Below are 20,671 nucleotides of genomic sequence, written 5' to 3'. Positions count from 1 at the left end.
GTGGCCAGTCTGTCACTCTGTCGGCGTCGACCGAGGCGTATTCGTCCGAACCGTTCGGGGAGCTGTCCATGGGGGCCATTCCGGTGCAACGGGTGACCGTCACCCGTGCCTCTGATGCGCCTGCGCACGGGGGCACACGCCTGCGCGCGGACCACGACGCGCGCCCGCGTCCCGAAGCCCGCACCACCCTCCCCGGCAGCCCTCTCTCCCCGGGCTCCGCCCGCTCCCTCGTGCGCTCCGCCCTCACCGAATGGGCCACCTCCGGGCTCCCCGGCGCCGAATGCCTCAGCGACCGCCTCATCGACGACGCGGTCGTGGCCGTCAGCGAACTCGTCACCAACGCCGTCGTACACGCCGGTACCGATGTCGAGCTCACCTGCCGGCTGGAGGAGGACACCGGAGCCCTCCTCGTCGAGGTCCTGGACCACCACCCCTCGCGCGCCCCGCGCGGCGGCGAGGTCGAGTCGCCGTACGAGACCCCGGAGTACGGCCGCGGACTGCGACTGGTGTCCCGGCTCGCCGAGTCCTGGGGCGTCACCTACCGCACCGGGGCCAAGATCGTGTGGGCGCGGCTGCCCGCCGAGGACCCCCTGGCTTCCAGGGACGACATCGAGGCGTACGCCGAAGAGCAGGCGCTGGAGCGGGGGTTGCGGGTCGCGGAGATCCTCGCACCGGAGCCGCCGGCCCAGCTTCCGGCCGCCCCTTCGCCCTCGGCCGCACTCGATGCTTCGCTCGATCGGGGGGATCCCGCGGCTTCATCCGATCAGGGGCAGCCCTCGGCTCCGATCGACGGGGCGGGGGCGGGGCCCCGGACCGCGGCCCCGGTCGGGCACGGGGACCCCGAGGAACCGGGGCATCGGCCGGGGTACCAGGACTACGCGGACTACACGAACCACTCGGCGTATCCCCGCCGCCCCGAGCGGGAGCGGGACTGGCTCAACCGGGGTGCCCTGTCCTTCCTCGCCGAGGCCTCCGACCTGCTCGCCGGGCAGCTCGACGAGAACCTGGTCGCAGCCCTCGCCGGCCAGCTGATCGTGCCGCGGCTGGCGGACTGGTGCGCGGTGTGGCTGGAGGACGAGGTCGCCGGGCGCTGGGGGTACCCCCGGTCCGGTGAGGCCGGCGGCGGGGGAGGCCGTCCGGTGGACGGCACCGCGGGCGCCGGGCCCCGGCTGGCCCGCGTCTGGCACGGCTCCGAGAACCTCATCGAGGAACTCCGCCGCGCCCTGGAGAAGGAGCCGCCGCAGTCGGCCCACAGCCACCGCACCGGTCCCGCCCCCTATCCCTGGCCGCCCGGTGCGGCGCTCGGCGAGCGCGGGCTGCACGGCGCCGCGTTGGCGTACCGCCTGATCGCCGGCGGCCACCCGCTGGGCACGCTGGTCATCGGCCGGGCCGGCCTCGACCGCTTCCCCGACGAGGTCACCGGGCTCGTGGAGGACCTCAGTCGCAGGGTGGCCCTCGCCATCGGCGCGGCCCGCCAGTACGCCCGGCAGGCCACCATCAGCCGGGTCCTGCAGCGCGGGCTGCTGCCCGGCGCGGTCGCGGAGATCCCCGGGGTGGCCAGCGCGCTGGTGTACGAACCGTGCGACAAGGGCGGGCCGAGCGGCGACTTCTACGACCTGTTCCCGGCCGGCGACGGCCGCTGGTGCTTCGCCATCGGCGACGTCCAGGGCAAGGGCCCCGAGGCGGCCGTCGTGATCGGCATCGCACGCCCCTGGCTGCGGCTCCTCGCCCGTGAGGGCTACCGGGTCGCCGACGTCCTCGACCGCCTCAACCAGCTCCTCCTGGACGACGCCACGGAGGCCGCCGACGCCGCCGCCCGCGCCCTGGCCGGCCCGGTCGCGCCCGGTGACGGCCCGCAGACCCCCCGGTTCCTGTCCCTGCTGTACGGCGAACTCACGCCCTTCGAGGGCGGTCTGCGCTGCACCCTCGCCTCCGCCGGGCACCCGCTGCCGTTGCTGCTGGGCGCGGGCGGCGAGGTGCACACCGCCGCGGAGCCGCAGACCATCCTCGGGGTCGTCGAGGACGCGACGTACACCAGCGAGACCTTCGAGCTGCGCTCGGGCGACACCCTGCTGTGCGTGACCGACGGGGTGACCGAGCGGCGCAGCGGCACCCGCCAGTTCGACGACGGCGACGGCCTCGCGAACGCGCTCGCCGGGTGCGCGGGGCTGAACGCCCAGCTGATCGCGGAGCGGATCCGCAGGCTGGTCCACGAGTTCGGCGGCCGTCCGCCGGAGGACGATCTGGCGTTGCTGGTGCTGCAGGCCGAGTAGCGGTTTCGGGGCGGCACGCGCGCGTGCTGGACATACACGCGCGTGCTGGACACGCGTGCTGGACATACACGCGCGTGCTGGACAATGGAACCCATGCCCTCCGCACTCCCCGACGGCGAGCCCGTCCCCGACGACGGCGCTCTCCCGGCGTCCGCGCTCGCCGGGTCCGCCGACCGCCCCCTCGGCTTCTACCTGCACGTCCCGTACTGCGCGACCCGCTGCGGCTACTGCGACTTCAACACCTACACGGCGACCGAGCTGCGCGGCACCGGCGGAGTGCTGGCGTCCCGCGACAACTACGCCGAGACGCTGACCGACGAGATCCGCCTGGCCCGCAAGACCCTCGGCGACGACCCGCGCGAGGTCCGCACGGTCTTCGTGGGCGGCGGTACGCCGACGCTGCTGGCCGCCGACGATCTCGTACGGATGCTGGGGGCGATCCGCGACGAGTTCGGACTGGCCCCGGACGCGGAGATCACCACCGAGGCGAACCCGGAGTCGGTCGACCCGGCATATCTGGCCACGCTCCGCGAGGGCGGCTTCAACCGGATCTCCTTCGGCATGCAGAGCGCGAAACAGCACGTGCTGAGGATCCTGGACCGCACGCACACCCCGGGCCGCCCCGAGGCCTGCGTCGCCGAGGCCCGCGCTGCGGGCTTCGAGCATGTGAACCTGGACCTGATCTACGGCACCCCCGGGGAGTCGGACGACGACTGGCGGGCCTCGCTGGAGGCGGCGATCGGTGCCGGGCCGGACCATGTGTCCGCGTACGCCCTGATCGTCGAGGAGGGCACCCAGCTGGCCCGTCGTATCCGCCGGGGCGAGGTCCCGATGACGGACGACGACGTCCACGCCGACCGCTACCTGATCGCGGAGTCGGTCCTCTCCGAGGCGGGCTTCGACTGGTACGAGGTCTCCAACTGGGCCACCTCGCAGGCCGCCCGCTGCCTGCACAACGAGCTGTACTGGCGGGGCGCCGACTGGTGGGGCGCGGGACCGGGAGCGCACTCCCACGTCGGCGGGGTCCGCTGGTGGAACGTGAAGCACCCCGGCGCGTACGCGGCGGCCCTGGCCGCGGGACGGTCGCCGGGCGCCGGGCGCGAGCTCCTCTCGGACGAGGACCGCAGGGTGGAGCGCATCCTGCTGGAGCTGAGGCTGCGGGAGGGGGCACCGCTGGAGCTGCTGCGGCCGGAGGGGCTCGCGGCGTCGCGCCGGGCCCTGGCGGAAGGGCTGCTCCAGGAGGGGCCGTATGCGCAGGGGCGTGCGGTGCTGACGCTGCGGGGGCGGTTGCTGGCGGACGCGGTGGTCAGGGACCTGGTGGACTGATCACCCGGGTCACCCGGGTCACCCGGGTCACTCGGGTCACTCGGGTCACTCGGGTCACTCGGGGCGGGTGGAGCAGGTGCGCCCGATCATGGCGCACCGCGTTCTGCCCACCGTCAGGCCCCGCCGCCCGTGACGAAGTCGATCAGCTCCTCCACGCGCCCCAGCAACTCCGGCTCCAGGTCCTTGTAGGACCGCACCCGCGACAAGATCCCCTGCCAGGCCGCACCGGTGTTTTCCGGCCACCCCAGCGCCCGGCACACCCCCGTCTTCCAGTCCTGGCCGTGCGGGATCCGGGGCCATGCCTCGATGCCCAGGGACGACGGCTTCACCGCCTCCCAGATGTCGATGTACGGGTGGCCCACCACCAGGGCGTGCTCGCTCGTCACCGACTCCGCGATGCGCCACTCCTTGGTGCCGGGCACCAGGTGGTCCACCAGGACGCCCAGTCGGGCATCCGGGCCCGGTGCGAAATCGGCCACGATCGACGGGAGGTCGTCGACGCCCTCCAGGTACTCCACGACCACGCCCTCGATGCGCAGGTCGTCGCCCCACACCCGCTCGACCAGCTCGGCGTCGTGCCGGCCCTCCACGTAGATACGGCCGGCGCGGGCCACACGTGCGCGCGCGTTCGGGACGGCGAGCGAACCGGACGCCGTGCGGGTGGGGCGTACGGGAGCCGAGGACGAGGGGCGGACCAGGGTCACCACCTTGCCCTCCAGCAGGAAGCCGCGCGGCTCCAGCGGGAACACGCGGTGCTTGCCGAAGCGGTCCTCCAGGGTGACCGTGCCCGCCTCGCAGCGGATCACCGCGCCACAGAAACCCGTGCCCGGCTCCTCCACCACCAGGCCCGGCTCCGCCGGGACCTCGGGGACGGGCTTGGGCTTCTTCCAGGGCGGGGTCAGGTCCGGGGAGTACTGGCGCATTCGGATGACGATAGGAGAAGCGCCCCGGTCAAGGAGCACGGTTCAACGCGACACGCCGAAGCGGGCCGCCAGGACGTCTCGCTGGCGTCGTACGAACTCCGCGTCCACCACCGCTCCGTGACCGGGCACATACAGCGCGTCCTCGCCGCCCAGGTCCAGCAGGCGGTCCAGGGCGGCCGGCCAGTGCGACGGTACGGCGTCGCGGCCGGCCTGGGGCTCGCCGGACTCCTCGACCAGATCGCCGCAGAAGACCACCTCCCGATCGCCGGGGAGCCCGCCCGGTACGAGTACGACCAGGTCGTGGGCCGTGTGGGCCGGGCCCACGTTCGCCAGCAGGACCTGGCGGCCGCCGCCCAGGTCGAGGGTCCACTCGCCGCTGACCTGGTGGTGGGGGCGGATCAGGGCGTCCGCCGCCTCCTCCGCCGCGGCCGGGTCCAGGCCGTTGCGGACCGCGTCCGCGCGCAGCTCCTCGCGCGCGCGGCGCCCGTCGAGCACCGTGTCCATGCCCACCGGGCCGTACACCTCCGCACCCGCGAACGCCGCGGCCCCGAAGACATGGTCGAAGTGGGGGTGCGTCAGCGCGAGATGAGTCACACGATGACCCGCGAGCCACTGCGCCTGAGAACGCAACCGTGCGCCCTCCGCAAGGCTTGACCCGGCGTCGACGATCAGCGCCGAACCGTCCCCGACGACCAGCCCCGCCGTGCAGTCCCACACCGGGAGCCGGCACCGCCCGACCCCGGCCGCCAACCGCTCCCACCCCGCCTCTTCCCAAGTCACCGTCATACCGCGACGCTAACCAAGACACCACTGTCAGGCACGGCGGTGCGGGACCGGCCTTGCCCGGGGCGTACCCCACAGCCGTACACTGGGCCGGGGACGGCTGGCACTCGGACGGACAGAGTGCCAGGCGAAACGTCAAGGGGAACGACTTCTGGAGGTGTGCGCGAGTTGCTGAGTGAACGCAGGCTCCAGGTATTGCGCGCCATCGTCCAGGACTACGTCGGGACCGAGGAGCCGGTGGGGTCGAAGGCCCTGACCGAGCGGCACAGCCTGGGCGTCTCCCCGGCGACCGTCCGCAACGACATGGCGGCCCTGGAGGACGAGGGGTACATCGCACAGCCGCACACCAGCGCCGGTCGCATCCCGACCGACAAGGGCTACCGGCTGTTCGTCGACAAGCTCGCCGGCGTCAAGCCGATGAGCCCGCCCGAGCGGCGCGCGATCCAGAACTTCCTCGACGGCGCCGTCGACCTCGACGACGTCGTGGCGCGGACCGTGCGGCTGCTCGCGCAGCTCACCCGGCAGGTCGCCGTCGTGCAGTACCCGTCGCTGACCCGGTCCACCGTCCGGCATGTCGAGTTGCTCTCGCTCGCACCCGCGCGCGTGATGCTCGTGCTGATCACGGACACCGGGCGGGTCGAGCAGCGGATGGTCGACTGCCCGGCGCCCTTCGGCGAGGCCTCGCTCGCGGATCTACGCGCGCGGCTCAACAGCAAGGTCGCGGGGCGGCGCTTCAGCGATGTGCCACGGCTCGTCGAGGACCTCCCCGAGGCCTTCGACAAGGAGGACCGCGGCACCGTCTCGACCGTGCTCTCCACCCTCCTGGAGACGCTCGTCGAGGAGAACGAGGAGCGGCTGATGATCGGCGGCACCGCCAATCTCACCCGCTTCGGACATGACTTCCCCCTCACCATCCGCCCCGTCCTTGAGGCGCTGGAGGAGCAGGTCGTGCTCCTCAAACTCCTTGGCGAGGCGGGGGATTCGGGCATGACCGTGCGCATCGGGCACGAGAACGCCTATGAGGGACTCAACTCCACGTCTGTCGTGTCGGTCGGCTACGGTTCGGGCGGCGAGGCAGTAGCCAAGCTCGGCGTGGTCGGACCGACCCGCATGGATTACCCGGGAACGATGGGAGCGGTACGCGCAGTGGCACGGTACGTCGGACAGATCCTGGCGGAGTCGTAAGTGGCCACGGACTACTACGCCGTTCTCGGCGTGCGTCGCGACGCGTCGCAGGAAGAGATCAAGAAGGCCTTCCGGCGGCTCGCCCGCGAGCTGCACCCGGACGTCAATCCGGATCCGAAGACCCAGGAGCGGTTCAAGGAGATCAACGCCGCTTACGAGGTGCTGTCGGACCCGCAGAAGAAGCAGGTCTACGACCTCGGCGGCGACCCGCTGTCCCAGGCGGGCGGCGCGGGCGCGGGCGGCTTCGGCGCCGGTGGCTTCGGCAACTTCTCGGACATCATGGACGCGTTCTTCGGTACGGCGTCCCAGCGGGGTCCGCGGTCGCGTACACGGCGCGGCCAGGACGCGATGATCCGGCTGGAGGTCGAGCTCGACGAGGCGGCCTTCGGTACGACGAAGGACATCCAGGTCGACACGGCGGTCGTCTGCAACACCTGTAACGGCGAGGGGGCCGCTCCCGGCACCTCCGCGCAGACGTGTGACATGTGCCGTGGGCGGGGTGAGGTCTCGCAGGTCACCCGGTCGTTCCTGGGGCAGGTCATGACCTCGCGGCCGTGTCCGCAGTGCCAGGGCTTCGGGACCGTGGTGCCCACGCCGTGCCCGGAGTGCGCGGGCGACGGGCGGGTGCGCTCGCGCCGGACGCTGACCGTGAAGATCCCGGCCGGTGTCGACAACGGCACGCGCATCCAGCTCGCGGGCGAGGGCGAGGTCGGCCCCGGCGGCGGTCCCGCCGGCGACCTCTACGTCGAGATCCACGAGCTCCCGCACTCGACCTTCCAGCGGCGCGGCGACGACCTGCACTGCACGGTCACCATCCCGATGACCGCGGCGTCTCTCGGCACCAAGGTTCCGCTGGAGACGCTGGACGGCATGGAGGAGGTCGACATCCGGCCGGGTACCCAGTCCGGCCAGTCGATCCCGCTGCACGGACGCGGCGTGACCCATCTGCGCGGTGGCGGCAGGGGCGACCTCATCGTCCATGTCGAGGTCCAGACCCCGAGCAAGCTCGATCCGGAGCAGGAGCGGCTGCTGCGGGAGCTGGCCAAGCTGCGGGGTGAGGAGCGGCCTCAGGGGCAGTTCCAGCCCGGGCAGCAGGGGTTGTTCTCGCGGTTGAAGGATGCCTTCAACGGGCGCTGACCCCCGTCGGGAAGAGCCGGCCCGCGGTAAGGGCGGACCCGATTCGGACTTGTTCGGGGGACGTGACAACATGCCGTCATGTCCTCCGCACTGACCGATCTCTTCCCTCATCCGATCGTGCAGGCCCCCATGGCGGGCGGCGTCTCCGTGCCGCACCTCGCCGCCGCCGTGGCCGAGGCCGGCGCGCTGGGGTTTCTTGCCGCCGGGTACAAAACCGCCGACGGGATGTACCAGGAGATCAAGCAGTTGCGGGGACTGACCGGGCGGCCCTTCGGGGTCAACCTCTTCATGCCGCAGCCCGAGTATGCCGATGCGGCCGCCGTCGACGTCTACGCCCATCAGCTGGCCGGTGAGGCCGCCTGGTACGACACCGAGCTGGGCGACCCGGACAGCGGGCGGGACGACGGCTACGAGGCCAAGCTCGCCGTGCTGCTGGACAACCCGGTGCCCGTCGTCTCCTTCCATTTCGGCGTACCCAGCGGTGATGTGCTGGAGTCGCTGCGGCGGGCCGGCACCGTCACCCTCGTCACCGCCACCACCACGGACGAGGCCCTCGCCGTGGAGCGGGCCGGTGCCGACGCCGTGATCGTGCAGGGCGTCGAGGCAGGCGGCCATCAGGGCACCCATCGCGACAACCCCGAGACCGACGGCACCGGCATCGGACTGCTGTCGCTGCTCGCCCAGGTCCGGGAGACCGTGAGCCTGCCCCTCGTCGCCGCCGGCGGCATCATGCGCGGCAGCCAGATCGCCGCCGTCCTCGCGGCCGGGGCCAGTGCCGCCCAGCTCGGCACCGCCTTCCTCGCCACCCCGGAGTCCGGCGCCAACGCCCTGCACAAGCAGGCACTGACCAACCCCCTGTTCGTACGCACCGAGCTGACCCGCGCCTTCTCCGGGCGGCCCGCCCGTGGCCTGGTCAACCGCTTCCTGCGCGAGCACGGACCGTACGCCCCCGCCGCCTACCCCGAGGTCCACCACCTCACCTCGCCGCTGCGCAAGAAGGCCGCCTCCTCCGGTGACGCGCAGGGCATGGCGCTGTGGGCCGGGCAGGGGCACCGGATGGCCCGTGAACTCTCGGCAGGGCGGCTCGTGGAGGTTCTGGTCGCCGAACTCGACGCCGCCAGGACAGCGTTGTCGGCCCAGCGGGAGATCCGATGACCGCGCCGGTGTTCGTCGTCGAGCACTTCCGCGCGGGCGGCGCCGGACAGTACGTCCTCGACGGCCCCGAAGGGCGCCACGCGGTGTCCGTGAAGCGGCTCCAGCCGGGTGAGGAGGTCGTGCTCACCGACGGCGCGGGACGCTACGCCGTGTGCGACGTGGTCGGCACCGAGGGCAAGGACCGGCTCATCGTCCACATGACCGGGGTGTCCGAGGAGCCGGAGCCGGCACCCCGCATCACGGTCGTCCAGGCCCTGCCCAAGGGCGACCGGGGCGAACTGGCCGTGGAGACCATGACCGAGGTCGGCGTCGACGCCATCGTGCCCTGGCAGGCAGCCCGTTGCATCACCCAGTGGAAGGGCGACCGCGGCCTGAAGGCGCTCGGCAAGTGGCGGGCCACCGCCCGGGAGGCCGGCAAGCAGTCCCGCCGGGTCCGCTTCCCCGAGGTCGCCGACGCCGCGACGACCAAGCAGGTCGCCGCGCTTCTCGCCGAGGCCGACCTCGCCGCCGTGCTCCACTCCGACTTCGAGTACGGCAGCGAACCGCTCGCCACCGTCGAACTCCCCGCCGAGGGCCAGATCGTGCTGGTCGTCGGCCCCGAAGGCGGTGTCTCCAAGGACGAGCTGACGCTCTTCCAGGAGGCTGGGGCGAAGGCGTGTGTGCTGGGGCCCAGTGTGCTGCGTACCTCGACGGCCGGAACAGCGGCTACGGCTCTGCTCCTGGGCCGCACCGGCCGCTGGTCCTGACACCCCGGGGGACTGTATGGAACTCGCCCAAGTCCGGCTTCTCGTCACCGACTTCGCCGCCTGCTACCGGTTCTACACCCACGTCCTCGGCCTCAAACCGCAGTCGGGCGCGGTGAACGGGCCGTACGAGAAGTTCAGCCCCGCCGTCGGCTCGGCGGGCATCGCCCTCCAGGACCGGGGGATGATGGCCGAGATCCTGGGCGAGCTCGGGGACACCGCCACCGGTCATCGCTCGCTCGTGGTGCTGCGGGTCGACGACCTGGACGCCTACTGCGCGCAGATCACCGAGCGCGGCGCGACCCTGCTGCACGGGCCCGCCCCGATGACCGACCGCATGCGCGTCGCCCACCTCAAGGACCCGGAGGGCAACCTGGTCGAGTTGCAGCAGTGGCTGCTGCTGCGCTCCTGACGCCGGCCGTCTCGGCGATCATGGGGAACAGCTCCCAGCCGTCCACCTCCCCGCCGCCCCGCAGCAGTCCGCGCACCTGCGCCTCGTCGACGAGGGCCCGTACGACGCCGGGTTCACGGAGATTGAGCAGGTTGCCGCGGCCGTCGGCGACGCAGCCCGAGAACCAGTAGCCCTCGGCGACAAAGCGGCCCGAGCCGGACTCGCCCTGCCGGAAGACGATCCTGGTACGGGCGCCGTCCCGGTACAGGTTGAGGACCTCCCGGCAGACGTCACCGTCCCGATGCTTGTGCCGGACGCTCCAGAGGTACGTCGTGCGCTCGTCCACGACGAGCCTGCGCAGTCGGCGGTCGGATCCCATCAGGCCACACTACGGCGCCGGGCACCGCCTGGTCTGCGGGTGTTTCGTCGGGATCAGCCGGACGTCCTCGCGGTGGACGGCGAAGGATTCCTGGACCGTGCCGTTCCTGCGGGCGGGGTCCCAGAGCCAGATCCAGTCGCCGGTGGTGCCGAAGGAGATCACCGGGTGGCCGGTCGGGACCGGGCCGTTGTCCACGGCCACCTCGTTCGCCGGGGCGACGAGGCGTACGCACATGAAGTGGCCGTAGATGCCGAAGTAGGCGGGTGCCTCGGCGCCCCGGCGGGCGGCGTTCTCGGCGTCCCGGCCGGCCGCGCTCGCCGCCTGGCCGATGCCCAGCGCGAACGCGCTCAGCGCGTAGCCGACGATGATCAGGGTGGCCAGGACGATGGCGAAGAAGCGGTTGCTGGCGTCCCGGCCCAGATGGAAGTGGCGCAGCCAGCCGACGATCGCCACCAGGAACAGCGCACTGCCCAGAGCCATGCCCATAGGCTCGGCGGCCACCAGATAGGTGCCGAGGCGGGGCGCGGGCACCGCCTCCGCGCGGATGTCGAAGCGGTCCAGGTAGGCGTCGTGCATCTGAGCGCCCAGCCAGCCCACCATCGACCACAGCACCGGCACGGACAGCGGCACCAGCCACGCCGCGTGCCGGGTGAGGACGGTGCGGCGCAGCGCGAGGACCACACCCGTGCCCGTGAACGCGCCGACCGCGAGCAGCAGCGCCCCCGCCCACAGCACCCGTGGCTGTGTCCCCTGGCCGACCAGCGCCCCGAACGCGGCGAGTGCCGTGGTCCCGGCCACGCCCGCCGTCCACTGGAGCCCCCTGCCGCGCGCCCGAGTCTCCTTCAGCGTCCGGCCCAGCGGCAGCGCCCCCGCCGGGCTGAGCAGCGCGGGCAGCAGCTTCCAGGCGCCGTCGGCCCAGACGACGTACATGCCGCAGACGACGGCGAGGACGACGCCGGCCACCCCTGCCGACAGCCAGACCAGCCGGACCCGGCGCTCGTGCGGGGTCTCGTCGCGGGGCGGGTCCGCGTCCGAGTGGCCCGGCACGCGCAGGCCGTGCGCCTCGGGGTCGAAGGGCCGGCCGCCCAGCGGACGCGCCGCCAGTTCGGCCGCGGCCTCCTCCTGGGAGCGCGGGCCCGCCGGTACGGTCATGGCGCGCTGCTCGTCCGCCCCGCCCAGCCAAATCCACAGGCGCCCCAGCGTCGGCAGCGCGCGATGAACGGTGTACGTCGTGCGGGCCGGCCGCTCGTGCTCGACCAGGGCCGCGTCCCGCACCCACGCCCCCAACTCGGCCTGTCTGGCGAGCCGTTCCACCTCCAGGGTGGCCGTGCGCAGGGCGCCGAGGCGAGCTCCGTGCAGCCGGACCTCCACGACGAACGTGCTGCGGTGCGGCACGCCGGGTGCCGCCTCGGCGTCCTGAGCCGGACGCACCGCCCAGCCCCGCGCCTCGAAAAGGGCCGTCACATAGGCCACTTCGTCCGGATGGTCGGCCACGTCGACCAGCATCCGCACCCGGCGCCGGCCCGGCGGTGCGGGCGCCCCCGCCGCAGGGTCCGTCAGCGCGTCCGCGCCGGTCCGATCGGGGTCGTCCGGGGTGCGGGGCGCGGGCACGGGGCGGGCGGGGATCCGCGAGGCGGTCAACGGTCCTCCGGGCAGGGTCGGTTGAGCGTCGGGGAGGCGACACCCGATTGTGACGTGCGAGAGCGAGGAGTGGCCGTATGCGCCCTACCGCGTCGGCCGGGACAGTGGCAGGCTGCCGCCCATGGGGGCATTCAGGAGGATTTGGGCTCGCGCGGCGCGCGCGGAGCGAACGGCTCGCACGCTGCGCCCGGGTCGCACACGTCCCGCCGGTCGTCGCGCCAATGCGGCACGGGTGGCGGGTGTGGCGGGTCTCGCCGTGGTCGCCGTCGGCGGTCTGGTCGCCTGCGATCCGGGCGGGCTGAGCAGTGCCACCGTGGCGTTCACGGTCGACCAGACGGTCACCGAGGAGCTGAACCGGCAGAACGCCGGGGTGCAGTGGCTCAACTGCACGGGCTCGTACGAGAACCCCGAGGGCGGTTCGGTCGCGCCCAGCGCCACCGAGAACACCGTGGTCAAGGTCGACTGCGAGGGCGAGACCAAGGACGGCAAGGACATCTCCGTCACCGGCCGGATCACCAAGGCCGTCAGCGGCGCCTGTGTGCGCGGCGACCTCGTCGCCAAGATCGGCGGCAAGGAGTGGTTCCACGTGAACGGGCTGGGCAACTGCAACGCCGAGCCCTCGCCGGTCAGTCCGGGCGGCGGCGGACAGCAGCCCGGCCCCACGGTCACGGTGACCGTCACCAAGACCGTCTACTGCAAGGAGCACCCGAACTGCTGGCCGGAGGGCAAGTGACCGCACCGGGACGGGAGTTGCGCAAGTGATCCAAAGAGCTGTCCCCGGACGCCGCCCCTGCTTATGGTGATCGGGTGACTCAGTCCGCGACGCCCGAATCGTCTTCGTATCTCAGGTATCCGCATCTGCATGGTGACCTGGTCGCCTTCACCGCCGAGGACGACGTGTGGCTCGCCCCGCTCGACGGCGGTCGGGCCTGGCGGGTCAGCGCCGACAACGTGCCGGTCAGCCTGCCGCGCATCTCGCCCGACGGGACGACCGTCGCCTGGACCTCCACCCGCGACGGCGCCCCCGAGGTGCACATCGCCCCGGCCGACGGCGGGCCCTCCCGGCGCCTCACCCACTGGGGCAGCCGGCAGACCCGGGTGCGCGGCTGGACCCCCGACGGCAGGGTCCTCGCGATCAGCACCCAGGGCCAGGCGGGCAGCCGCCGCACCTGGGCCCACACCGTCCCGCTCGACGGCGGACCGGCCACGACCCTGCCGTACGGCCCCGTCGGCGATGTCGTGCACGGGCCGCGGCTCGTGCTCGCGTCCGCGCCGATGGGCCTTGAGGCGGCACGCTGGAAGCGGTACCGGGGCGGCACGGCGGGCAAGTTGTGGATCAGCCCCGAAGGAGACCCCCGGGGCGAGGGGGACTTCGTACGGCTGCACGAGGAGCTGGACGGGAACATCGAGTACCCCATGTGGGTGGGGGATCGGATCGCCTTCCTCTCCGACCACGAGGGCGTCGGCGCGGTGTACTCCTCCCTCGCCGACGGGTCCGAGCTGCGCCGGCACACCCCCGTCGACGGCTTCTACGCCCGGCACGCCGCGAGTGACGGCAGCCGTGTCGTGTACGCCTGCGCCGGTGAGCTGTGGCTCCTCGCCGACCTCGACGGGGCCGAGCCGCGCAGGCTCGACATCCGGCTCGGCGGGCAGCGCACCGACCGGCAGCCGTACCCGCTGAACGCCTCGCGCGCCTTCGGCGAGGCCGCGCCCGACCACGCCGCGCGTGGCAGCGCGGTCGCCGTCCGGGGCGCCGTGCACTGGGTCACCCACCGCTCCGGTCCCGCCCGTGCGCTCGCCGCCGAGCCCGGGGTACGGGCCCGGCTGCCGCGCACCTTCCGCGCGGAGGGCGAGGAGTGGGTGGTGTGGGTGACGGACGCGGAGGGCGACGACGCGCTGGAGTTCGCCCCCGCGACCGGGCTGGCGCCCGGGGCCACCCCGCGCAGGCTGGCCGCCGGGCAGCTCGGGCGGGTCCTGGAGCTCGCCATGGCACCCGACGGAAGCCGGGCGGCGGTCGCCGCGCACGACGGGCGGCTGCTGCTCGTCGAGCGGGACAGCGGCGAGGTGCGCGAGGTCGACCGCAGCGAGGACGGCGACGTCTGTGGGCTGGTCTTCTCGCCCGACTCGGCCTGGCTCGCCTGGTCCCACCCGGGCCCGCGCCCGCTGTGCCAGCTCAAGCTCGCCAACACCACCGACCTGTCGGTCTCCGAGGCGACGCCGCTCCGCTTCCAGGACTACGCGCCCGCGTTCACCCAGGACGGCAAGCACCTGGTGTTCCTGTCGACCCGGGCCTTCGACCCGGTCTACGACGAGCACGTCTTCGACCTCGCCTTCGTCGTCGGCTCCCGCCCTCACCTGATCACCCTGGCGGCCACCACCCCGTCCCCCTTCGGCCCGCAGCGGCACGGCCGCCCCTTCGACGCGCCGGACAAGGACGAGACGCCCGACAGCGAGGGCGCCCCGACCACCCGCATCGACCTCGAAGGACTCGCCGACCGGATCGTGCCGTTCCCGGTCGAGGCCGCCCGCTACACCAACCTGCGGGCCGCCAAGGACGGCGTGCTGTGGCTGCGCCACCCCGTGCGGGGCGCCCTCGGCTCGTCGCGGGCCACGCCGGAGGACCCCGAGCCGAAGACCGAGATGGAGCGCTACGACCTCGGCCAGCGGCGCGTCGAGCATCTCGCCGACGACGCCGACCACTTCGAGGTCAGCGGCGACGGCAAGCGGGTGCTGCTGTGGACCGACGGGCGGCTCAAGGTCGTACCGAGCGACCGGCGGGCCTCCGGCGACGAGGACAGCGACTCGAACATCACCGTGGACCTGACGCGGGTACGCCAGCGGGTCGACCCGGGGGCCGAGTGGCGGCAGATGTTCGACGAGACCGGCCGCATCATGCGGGACCACTTCTGGCGGCCGGACATGAGCGGCGTGGACTGGACGGGCGTACTGGACCGCTACCGTCCGCTGCTCGACCGTGTCGCCACCCATGACGACCTGGTCGACCTGCTGTGGGAGGTGCAGGGCGAGCTGGGCACCTCGCACGCCTACGTCACACCGCGCGGCGGACACGGCGGCGGGGCCCGGCAGGGGCTGCTCGGCGCCGACATCTCCCGGCACGACGACGGGAGTTGGCGGATCGACCGGATCCTGCCGTCGGAGACCTCCGACCCCGACGCCCGGGCGCCGCTGGCCGCACCCGGCGTCGCGGTGCGGGCCGGCGACGCGGTCGTGGCGGTCGCCGGGGTACCGGTGGATCCGGTGACCGGGCCCGGACCGCTGCTCGTCGGTACGGCGGGCAAGGCGGTGGAGCTGACGATCTCGCCGGCCGGCGGCGGAGACGTACGGCACGCGGTCGTCGTCCCGATCGCGGACGAGCAGCCGCTGCGCTACCACGCGTGGGTGGCGGACCGGCGGGCGTACGTCCACGAGAAGTCCGGCGGACGGCTCGGCTATCTGCACGTCCCGGACATGCAGGCGCCCGGGTGGGCCCAGATCCACCGGGACCTGCGGGTCGAGGTGGCGCGCGAAGGGCTCGTCGTGGACGTCCGGGAGAACGGCGGCGGGCACACCTCCCAGCTGGTCGTGGAGAAGCTGGCACGGCGGATCGTGGGGTGGGAACTGCCGCGCGGGATGCGGCCGTACAGCTATCCCGAGGACGCTCCGCGCGGGCCCGTGGTGGCCGTGGCCAACGAGTTCTCCGGGTCCGACGGCGACATCGTCAACGCCGCGATCAAGGCGCTGGGACTCGGGCCGGTGGTCGGGACCCGGACGTGGGGCGGCGTGATCGGCATCGACAGCCGATACCGCCTGGTCGACGGCACCCTGATCACCCAGCCGAAGTACGCCATCTGGCTGGAGGGGTACGGCTGGGACGTGGAGAACCACGGGGTCGACCCGGACGTGGAGGTGGTCCAGCGGCCGCAGGACTGGGTGGCGGGGAGGGACGCGCAGCTGGACGAGGCGATCCGCATCGCGCTGGAGGGCTTGGACGAACGTCCTGCCAAAACGCCGCCAAGCCTGCCGACCTAAAGGGGCGCGGGGAACTGCGCGACAAGCCCACGAGCACCCGCACCCGACGACGATACGATGCCCCCCGTAAACCAAACCGGCCCACCCCCGGAGGGAACATGTCAGGGGAACCGCAGGACGACTGCCTGTTCTGCAAGATCGCCGAAGGGCACGTCCCGGCGACGATCGTGCGGGAGACGGACACGACCGTCGCGTTCCGGGACATCAACCCCCAGGCACCCACCCACGTCCTGGTCATCCCCAAGGCGCACTACAAGGACGCCGCCACCCTTGCCACCGCCGCCCCGGCACTTGCCGCGGACGTGCTGCGCGAGGCCCAGGCCGTTGCCGACGAGGACAAGCTGGAGAGCTACCGGATCGTCTTCAACACTGGTGCGGGCGCGGGCCAGACCGTCTGGCACGCCCACGCCCACATCCTCGGCGGCCGCGGCATGCAGTGGCCCCCCGGGTAAGTCACCGTGTCCGTACGTGAACTGGTCGTCCTCGGGACGGCGAGCCAGGTCCCGACCCGGCACCGCAACCACAACGGGTATCTGCTGCGCTGGGACGGCGAGGGCATCCTCTTCGACCCGGGCGAGGGCACACAGCGGCAGATGCTGCGTGCCGGGGTCGCCGCCCACGACCTGAACCGGATCTGTATCACCCACTTCCACGGCGACCACTCCCTCGGGCTCGCCGGCGTGATCCAGCGGATCAACCTCGACAAGGTCCCGCACCCCGTCACCGCCCACTACCCGCGCTCCGGCCGGCGCTTCTTCGACCGGCTGCGTTACGCCACCGCCTACCGCGAGACCGTCGACATCGCTGAGGCCCCGGTCAGCGCCGACGGCGTCATCGCCGACACCGGTGGATACGCACTGCACACGGCCCTCCTCTCGCACCCCGTCGAGTCCTACGGCTATCGCCTCGTCGAGCCCGACGGGCGCCGCATGCTGCCGGACCGTCTCGCCGCGCACGGCATCAAGGGGCCGGACGTCGGACGGCTCCAGCGGGAGGGCGTGCTCGGCGGGGTCTCGCTGGACGAGGTGAGCGAGATCCGGCGCGGGCAGCGGTTCGCCTTCGTCATGGACACGAGACTGTGTGACGGGGTGTACACCCTCGCCGACGGCTGCGACATGCTCGTCATCGAGTCCACCTTCCTGGACGAGGACACCGGACTCGCCGTCGAGCACGGTCACCTGACCGCCGGTCAGGCCGCCCGCGTCGCGCGCGAGTGCGGCGTACGGCATCTCGTGCTCACCCACTTCAGCCAGCGCTACACCGAGCCGGACGACTTCGAGCGGCAGGCACGGGACGCCGGCTTCGACGGGGAGCTGACGGTCGCGCACGACCTGCTGCGGGTGCCGCTGCCGAAACGACGGTAATGCCGCCGTACGATGCTTCGATGCCCGTCCCGAAAGCAGAACTGCACCTCCACATCGAAGGCACCCTCGAACCGGAGCTCGCCTTCGAACTGGCCGCGCGCAACGGCGTCACCCTGCCGTACGGCGACACCGACGCGTTGCGCAAGGCCTACCAGTTCGAGGATCTCCAGTCCTTCCTGAACCTGTACTACGAGCTCATGGCCGTCCTGCGCACCGAGCAGGACTTCGCGGATCTGGCCAATGCCTACCTCGCCCGTGCCGCCGCCCAGGGCGTGCGGCACGCGGAGATCTTCTTCGACCCGCAGGCGCACCTCGCGCGCGGTGTGGAGATGGGCACGGTCGTCGAGGGGCTGTGGCGGGCGCTCGCCCACAGCGAGTCCGCGCACGGTGTCTCCACCCAGCTGATCCTGTGCTTCCTGCGGGACGAGTCCGCCGAGTCGGCACGTGAAACGCTGGAGGCCGCGAGGCCGTACCTCGACCGGATCGTCGGCGTCGGGCTCGACTCCGCCGAGGTCGGGCACCCGCCGGTGAAGTTCCGCGAGGTGTACGAGGCCGCCGCCGCGCTGGGTCTGAGGCGGGTGGCGCACGCCGGGGAGGAAGGGCCGCCGGAGTACATCACCGAGGCCCTCGACCTGCTCGGCGTCGAGCGGATCGACCACGGGCTGCGGTGCATGGAGTCCCCGGAACTGGTCGAGCGGCTGGTCCGGGACCGGGTTCCGCTGACCCTGTGCCCGCTCTCCAACGTCCGCCTGCGCACGGTCGACACCCTCGCCGACCATCCCCTCCCGGCCATGCTCGACGCCGGGCTGATGTGCACGGTCAACTCCGACGACCCGGCCTACTTCGGCGGCTATGCGGGGGACAACTTCGCCGCCGTGGAAGAGACGCTCGGCCTGAGCCCGGACCGGCTGCGTGAGCTGGCCCGCAACTCCTTCCTCGCGTCCTTCCTGGAGCATGACGAGGAGCGGCGGGCGCGGTATCTCGCCGAGGTCGAGGCGTACGAGTTCCAGGCCGACAGGGCCTAGGCCGCTGTCGCCCTGTCGTAGGCAGGGGCCTCCACCGGGATCTCCACCACCGGCAGGGGGCGCCTGCCCACGCCCAGCGCCACCGCCGTCATCGGTACGGCGACCACCAGCAGCCCGACCGCCAGCACCGCCCCCATGACCGGGAACCCCGCCTGCGCCGACAGCACGCTGCCGGTCAGCGGGCCCGCCGCCGTGCCCAGCGACGAGGCCGAGCCGACGAGCACCGCCCAGCGGCCGCGCCCGTCGAGGGAGGCGGCGAGGCCGATGACGTACGACAGGACGATCGGGTAGAGCGTGTTCCACGCGATCTCGCCGGTCGCGAAGGACGACAGGTCGGTGGCGGACGCGCTGAGCACGACGCAGGCCGCGATGACGGCCGTACCGCCGCCGATGGGCAGCGCGAGCCCGAGGCGCGGGCCGAGCACGCCCGCGCCGGTGACGCCGAGCAGCCCGGCGCCCAGCGCCACGGCGAACACCGCGCCGACCGTGGCCTCGGTCAGCTGCGCCTGCGTCAGACCGATCCGGCCGCTGACGCCCCACAGGGAGTTCTGGACGAGGGACCAGCACACCATGCAGGCGGCGAGGGTCAGACCCTGGCGGCGGTGGGGGAGGTGGGAGGCGGCCCGGACCGCCTGCGGCTGCGGAGCGGTGACCGACGGCAGACGGCTCGTCAGGGGCCATACGGCGAGTGCGGTGAGGGCGATCGCGGCCAGCGGCTGACCATGGCCCGGACCGAGGTGCGGCACCGTCAGATAGACGGTGCCCGCGAGGGCGGATACGCCGAGCAGGCCGACCGTGGTGGCCCGGTGCGGGTCACTCCCCCGCGCTCGAACAACCTCGCGCGGGGGGACCCCCATGGCGGCGATGCGGGTGGCGGCGACGGCCGTGACCGTACCGGATCCGAAGCCGCCGATCAGGACGCCGAGGACGACGGCCGGTACGGCGGGTGCGAGTGCGGCGCCGCCGTAGCCGAGCAGGGCCAGGGCGAGGCCGATCCGGGCCAGCCTGCGGGCGCCGACGCGTTCGACGCGCGAGGCCAGCAGGAAGCCCGCCGACGCCGAGCTCAGCAGCAGCGCGCTGCCGACGGCGCCGGCCTGGGTCGGGGAGAGCGGAAGTCCGGAGTCGAGCCTGCCGACGACCGTCGGCAGCAGATACGGGGCGAGGTACCCGGCCGTGAAAAGGGCAACGAGGGGCCAGGGGGTGGTGCGGGGGGCGAACACGGGCGTTCCCAGGGCATGCGAAAGGAGCGGCACAAGAAAGGGGGAGGGGCGCAGGCCGTCGACGGACAGGAACGCGCGGAGAATTTGTATCAAGCGGGGGGACGCGCGAAGAAGTGGGAATGGTGTGATCTAAGGCACGTTCTGTTTGGGGTGAGGGAAGCGGGGTAGAAGAGGCTGCCCTCTGCGACCTTCGCAGGTGCTTTCACCTGCGCCAATGCACCGACCCGCCCCCGCCGGGAACCGTCGCCTCGATCTTCGCCCTGATCTCCCGCATCACCGCGACGATCCGCTCCTCGTGCCCCGCTGACAGCCGGGCCACCGGCACCGAGCAGCTGATCGCGTCCTGGGCGGGCGTGTCGTAGCGCAGGGCGAAGCCGAAGCCGACGATGCCGAGGACGCCCTCCTCGCGGTCGACCGAGTAGCCGCGCGTACGCACCTCGGCGAGGTCGGAGCGGAGGGCGTCGCGGGTGGTGTGGGTGTTGGGGGTGAGGGGCTCGTACGGGTCCTCGGGCAGGTCGGCGTCGGGGCGTTCGGCGAGCAGCGCCTTGCCCAGGGCGCCCGCGTGGGCCGGGAGGCGGCGGCCGACGCGGCTGATGGTCCGCAGATACTCGTGCGACTCGCGCGTCGCCAGGTATGCCACGTCCCGGCCGTCGAGGCGTGCCATGTGGATCGTCTCGCCCAGCGCCTGGGACGCCTCGTCGAGATACGGGCGTACGACGCGCACGCGCGGGTCGGAGTCGAGGTAGCTGGTGCCGGTGAGCAGGGCGTGGATGCCGATGCCGTAGAGCGAGCCGGTGACGTCGGTGCGGACCCAGCCGCGGGAGATCAGGGTCTGCAGCAGCGCGTACATGGAGCTGCGCGGCACGTTCAGTGCGTCGGCCAGCTCCTGCAGGCGTGCCGGACGGTCGCCGCGTGCGGCGAGGAGTTCCAGCAACTCGACCGTCCGCGCCGCGGACTTCACCTCGCGGACGCCGCCTGTCTCTGACATGGGGCGATGGTAATCGGCGCGGTCATCGGGGCGAGTCGGCTCGACCGTGCCATTGACGGTCACGGTTCGCGTATCTAATCTCCATTCTCATACATGGATGATGTCTACA

Annotated in this window: 18 protein-coding genes; 12 read left to right on the top strand and 6 right to left on the bottom strand. The window is 72.7% G+C overall.

The window, feature by feature from the left end:
* Nucleotides 1–68: 68 nt before the first annotated feature.
* Together POF73_RS04665 and hemW are read left to right on the top strand one after the other, a co-directional pair.
* Nucleotides 69–2,273: a SpoIIE family protein phosphatase gene (locus POF73_RS04665; protein WP_272113147.1), complete on the top strand. Its 2,205-nt coding sequence runs from the start codon at nt 69–71 to the stop codon at nt 2,271–2,273.
* Nucleotides 2,274–2,366: 93 nt separating this feature from the next.
* Complete coding sequence (gene hemW, locus POF73_RS04660; protein ID WP_272113146.1) at nt 2,367–3,599, top strand: radical SAM family heme chaperone HemW; 1,233 nt, start codon at nt 2,367–2,369, stop codon at nt 3,597–3,599.
* Nucleotides 3,600–3,712: 113 nt separating this feature from the next.
* On the opposite strand, the gene POF73_RS04655 is transcribed toward hemW, so the two are convergent.
* The gene (locus POF73_RS04655; RefSeq protein WP_272113145.1) at nt 3,713–4,522 is read right to left on the bottom strand and encodes a DUF3097 domain-containing protein; all 810 of its coding nucleotides are present in this window, start codon (nt 4,520–4,522) and stop codon (nt 3,713–3,715) included.
* A gap of 42 nt (nt 4,523–4,564) precedes the next feature.
* The gene (locus tag POF73_RS04650) at nt 4,565–5,308 is read right to left on the bottom strand and encodes an MBL fold metallo-hydrolase (protein WP_272113144.1); all 744 of its coding nucleotides are present in this window, start codon (nt 5,306–5,308) and stop codon (nt 4,565–4,567) included.
* Between the two features lie 165 nt (nt 5,309–5,473).
* On the opposite strand from POF73_RS04650, the gene hrcA reads away from it, so the two are divergent.
* The 5 genes from hrcA to POF73_RS04625 all read left to right on the top strand — a co-directional run bounded on the left by hrcA (nt 5,474) and on the right by POF73_RS04625 (nt 9,937).
* A complete protein-coding gene (gene hrcA, locus POF73_RS04645; protein WP_272113200.1) occupies nt 5,474–6,490 on the top strand; it encodes a heat-inducible transcriptional repressor HrcA in 1,017 nt (338 codons plus the stop codon).
* Nucleotides 6,491–7,627 carry a molecular chaperone DnaJ gene (gene dnaJ / locus POF73_RS04640; RefSeq protein WP_190068846.1) on the top strand — a complete coding sequence of 379 codons (1,137 nt, stop codon included), beginning with the start codon at nt 6,491–6,493 and terminating at the stop codon, nt 7,625–7,627.
* 78 nt (nt 7,628–7,705) lie between these two features.
* Complete coding sequence (locus POF73_RS04635; RefSeq protein WP_272113143.1) at nt 7,706–8,782, top strand: nitronate monooxygenase; 1,077 nt, start codon at nt 7,706–7,708, stop codon at nt 8,780–8,782.
* Nucleotides 8,779–9,528, top strand: a complete 750-nt coding sequence (locus POF73_RS04630) for a 16S rRNA (uracil(1498)-N(3))-methyltransferase (protein WP_272113142.1) — start codon at nt 8,779–8,781, stop codon at nt 9,526–9,528. The genes POF73_RS04635 and POF73_RS04630 overlap by 4 nt, the downstream gene beginning before the upstream one ends.
* Before the next feature lie 16 nt (nt 9,529–9,544).
* A complete protein-coding gene (locus tag POF73_RS04625) occupies nt 9,545–9,937 on the top strand; it encodes a VOC family protein (protein WP_272113141.1) in 393 nt (130 codons plus the stop codon).
* Here the strand turns inward: POF73_RS04625 and POF73_RS04620 are convergent.
* Together POF73_RS04620 and POF73_RS04615 are read right to left on the bottom strand one after the other, a co-directional pair.
* A complete protein-coding gene (locus POF73_RS04620) occupies nt 9,879–10,295 on the bottom strand; it encodes a hypothetical protein (RefSeq protein WP_272113139.1) in 417 nt (138 codons plus the stop codon). The two genes, POF73_RS04625 and POF73_RS04620, sit on opposite strands and share 59 nt — an antisense overlap.
* A gap of 9 nt (nt 10,296–10,304) precedes the next feature.
* The gene (locus POF73_RS04615; protein ID WP_272113138.1) at nt 10,305–11,936 is read right to left on the bottom strand and encodes a hypothetical protein; all 1,632 of its coding nucleotides are present in this window, start codon (nt 11,934–11,936) and stop codon (nt 10,305–10,307) included.
* Nucleotides 11,937–12,168: 232 nt separating this feature from the next.
* Here POF73_RS04615 and POF73_RS04610 point away from each other — a divergent pair, with 232 nt between their 5' ends.
* From POF73_RS04610 to POF73_RS04590, 5 genes are all read left to right on the top strand, one after another.
* Complete coding sequence (locus POF73_RS04610) at nt 12,169–12,669, top strand: hypothetical protein (protein ID WP_272113137.1); 501 nt, start codon at nt 12,169–12,171, stop codon at nt 12,667–12,669.
* Between the two features lie 74 nt (nt 12,670–12,743).
* The gene (locus tag POF73_RS04605) at nt 12,744–15,965 is read left to right on the top strand and encodes a S41 family peptidase (RefSeq protein ID WP_272113136.1); all 3,222 of its coding nucleotides are present in this window, start codon (nt 12,744–12,746) and stop codon (nt 15,963–15,965) included.
* Between the two features lie 98 nt (nt 15,966–16,063).
* Complete coding sequence (locus POF73_RS04600) at nt 16,064–16,417, top strand: histidine triad nucleotide-binding protein (protein ID WP_272113135.1); 354 nt, start codon at nt 16,064–16,066, stop codon at nt 16,415–16,417.
* A gap of 6 nt (nt 16,418–16,423) precedes the next feature.
* Nucleotides 16,424–17,329 carry a ribonuclease Z gene (locus POF73_RS04595; RefSeq protein ID WP_272113134.1) on the top strand — a complete coding sequence of 302 codons (906 nt, stop codon included), beginning with the start codon at nt 16,424–16,426 and terminating at the stop codon, nt 17,327–17,329.
* A gap of 20 nt (nt 17,330–17,349) precedes the next feature.
* Nucleotides 17,350–18,354, top strand: coding sequence for an adenosine deaminase (locus POF73_RS04590; RefSeq protein WP_272113133.1), 1,005 nt, complete (start codon nt 17,350–17,352; stop codon nt 18,352–18,354).
* Here the strand turns inward: POF73_RS04590 and POF73_RS04585 are convergent.
* Together POF73_RS04585 and POF73_RS04580 are read right to left on the bottom strand one after the other, a co-directional pair.
* Nucleotides 18,351–19,574 carry an MFS transporter gene (locus POF73_RS04585; protein ID WP_272113132.1) on the bottom strand — a complete coding sequence of 408 codons (1,224 nt, stop codon included), beginning with the start codon at nt 19,572–19,574 and terminating at the stop codon, nt 18,351–18,353. The two genes, POF73_RS04590 and POF73_RS04585, sit on opposite strands and share 4 nt — an antisense overlap.
* 202 nt (nt 19,575–19,776) lie before the next feature.
* Nucleotides 19,777–20,562 (bottom strand): IclR family transcriptional regulator, encoded by a 786-nt coding sequence (locus tag POF73_RS04580; RefSeq protein WP_272113131.1) that lies wholly within the window; start codon nt 20,560–20,562, stop codon nt 19,777–19,779.
* Nucleotides 20,563–20,671: the final 109 nt, after the last annotated feature.

Origin of the sequence: Streptomyces sp. HD (genome assembly GCF_028369295.1) — a bacterium.
Lineage (GTDB): Bacteria > Actinomycetota > Actinomycetes > Streptomycetales > Streptomycetaceae > Streptomyces.
This window is presented reverse-complemented; position numbering and strand designations above follow the sequence as displayed.